General features: G+C 74.1%; 2 protein-coding genes and 1 pseudogene. 2 read left to right on the top strand and 1 reads right to left on the bottom strand.

The window, feature by feature from the left end; all coding sequences use genetic code 11:
- The coding region (locus HO151_RS01480; protein WP_173894327.1) for a DUF5691 domain-containing protein at positions 1-1,126 on the top strand (1,126 nt) is incomplete at its 5' end.
- A 70-nt stretch (positions 1,127-1,196) separates the two neighbouring features.
- Here the strand turns inward: HO151_RS01480 and HO151_RS01475 are convergent.
- Complete coding sequence (locus tag HO151_RS01475; protein ID WP_173894326.1) at positions 1,197-1,607, bottom strand: cobalamin B12-binding domain-containing protein; 411 nt, start codon at positions 1,605-1,607, stop codon at positions 1,197-1,199.
- 357 nt (positions 1,608-1,964) lie between these two features.
- On the opposite strand from HO151_RS01475, the pseudogene HO151_RS07165 reads away from it, so the two are divergent.
- Positions 1,965-2,241 (top strand): annotated as a pseudogene (locus HO151_RS07165) (hypothetical protein); the annotation flags it as partial.

Below are 2,241 nucleotides of genomic sequence, written 5' to 3'. Positions count from 1 at the left end.
GCGGTTCGCACTGCGGTCGGCGCCGGGCGGCGGCGCGGCCCTGCCCGGCCCCGGGGAGCCGGAGCGGATCCGGCGGTTGTGGGAGGAGGGGCTGTTCGCGGAGCGGGTCGCCCTCCTGTCCGCTGTACGGGCAAGGGACGCGGCGGGCGCGCGGGACCTGCTCGCCACGACGTGGGCGTCGGAGCGGGCCGAGGACCGGCTGATGTTCCTCGACTCGCTGCGGACGGGGCTGTGCGGGGCGGACGAGCCGTTCCTGGAGCAGGCACTGGCGGACCGGAGCCGCAACGTGCGGGCCACGGCGGCGGAGCTGCTGTCCGCGCTGCCCGCCTCGGCGCTCGCCGGGCGGATGGCGCAGCGGGCGGGATCCTGCGTCGCGATCGACCACACGCGGAGCACGCCGACGATAGTGGTGGAGGCACCACACGAGTGCGACGCCGGCATGGAGCGGGACGGCGTGGTGCCCAAGGCCCCGACCGGGCGGGGCGAACGTTCCTGGTGGCTGGGCCAGCTGGTGGAGGCGGCGCCGCTCGGCACCTGGTCGCGGCGGCTCGGGGGGCGTACGCCGGAGGAGATCGTGGCGCTGCCCGTGGCCGACGACTGGCGGGACGAGCTGCACGCCGCGTGGTGCCGGGCGGCGGTACGCCAGCGCGACCCCTCCTGGTCCAGAGCACTGCTGGGGACACCGGCGGCGCCGGAGGCGGGCGGGCCCGGAGCGGTGTCCCTCGCCGAGCGGGCCAAGCTGCTCGGCACGCTGGAGGCCGCGGAGCGGGCCGAATGGGTGGCGGGGTTCATAGCGGTGCACGGACTGTCCGAGGCGTTCCAGCTGCTCGGGGTCTGCACGGTGCCCTGGACCGACCCACTGGGCCGGGCCGTGGTGGACGCGCTGAACATCGCGCGCGACGCGGGGAGTTATCCATGGAGTTTCAGCGGCGTCATGGGACTGGCCGAACGCTGTCTGGACCCGGCGGAGGCCGTCCGCCTGGAAGCCCTGACCGCCGTCCCCGACGAACCGGAGGACGCGGCCCCGGGCGCCGGAAGCTACTGGGCGGAATCCTTCCAGCGCCTGCTGACCACACTGCGCCTGCGAGCCACCATGCAGGCTGAGTTCACGGTCCCGGCCCCGTGATCCGGCCGCGCCCCCGCCCGGGGGCGCGGGGAGCCGCGCGCCCCGCCGGACCACCGGCGTCCCGGCACCCTTACGCCGGCTGCCGCACGTTCGTCCGCACCCAGTCCACGATCGACGTGGTCGTCGCCCCGGGCGTGAAGATCTCGGCGACACCCTTCTCCTTGAGCGGCGCGATGTCCGCCTCGGGGATGATCCCGCCCCCGAACACCTTGATGTCCGTCGCGTCCCGCTCCTTCAGGAGCTCGATCACCGCGGCGAACAACGTGTTGTGCGCGCCCGACAGGATGGAGAGACCGATCGCGTCGGCGTCCTCCTGGATCGCCGTACCCACGATCTGCTCGGGTGTCTGGTGGAGACCGGTGTAGATGACCTCCATGCCCGCGTCCCGCAGCGCCCGCGCGATCACCTTCGCCCCGCGGTCGTGCCCGTCGAGGCCCGGTTTGGCCACCACCACGCGGATCGGACCGGCTGCCACACCCATCACTGCCTCCATGAACCGACTGCACCCGATCTGCAGAGATCTGCCGCTGGTGAACGAACGTTATCTCCAGCATCCCGCAGCCGGCTGTTTCGCGGTGGAGACCGAGGGGGAAATCACACAGTGGGACAAGTTCGCAGCGCGCCGATCCCGCACACCGCGACACACGGCTCGCGGGCGGAAGGAGCGCGAGGGAGACCGCTACGGGATCACCGCACCTCCGCGCCGCCGGCCGCGCGACGGGGTGGTACGGCGCACCGGCGACAGCACGTGCACCGTCGCCGTCCTCACGCACCGGCTTCCCACGAGGGCACACGGGGGACGGAGGGGCTCCCGCCGTGCGCCGACAGGAGGTCGGCCATGAGGCTCACGAGGGCGTTGCCGCCCCTTCTTCCACTCTGCCGGCGCCTGCTGCCCACCGGGCCGGCCGTGCTCTCCCCGACCCTGCTGAAGGCGACGGCCCTGGAGATCGCGATCCTGGCCGGCCATCTGCTCCTCTACCCGTCAGGCATCACCCCGGAGCGCCGCCCGCCCCCGGCCCCGGTCCCGGCGCGGTCCTCGCCAAACCTGCCCGACACGGACCTCGCTCCGGCCGCGGCCCCCGGCCCGTCCTCGGCCGCAGCTCCCGGCCCGTCCC

This window comes from Streptomyces sp. 8P21H-1 (genome assembly GCF_013302945.1).
The sequence above is the reverse complement of the archived record's forward strand: the minus strand, read 5'-3'. Positions and strand labels throughout refer to the sequence as shown.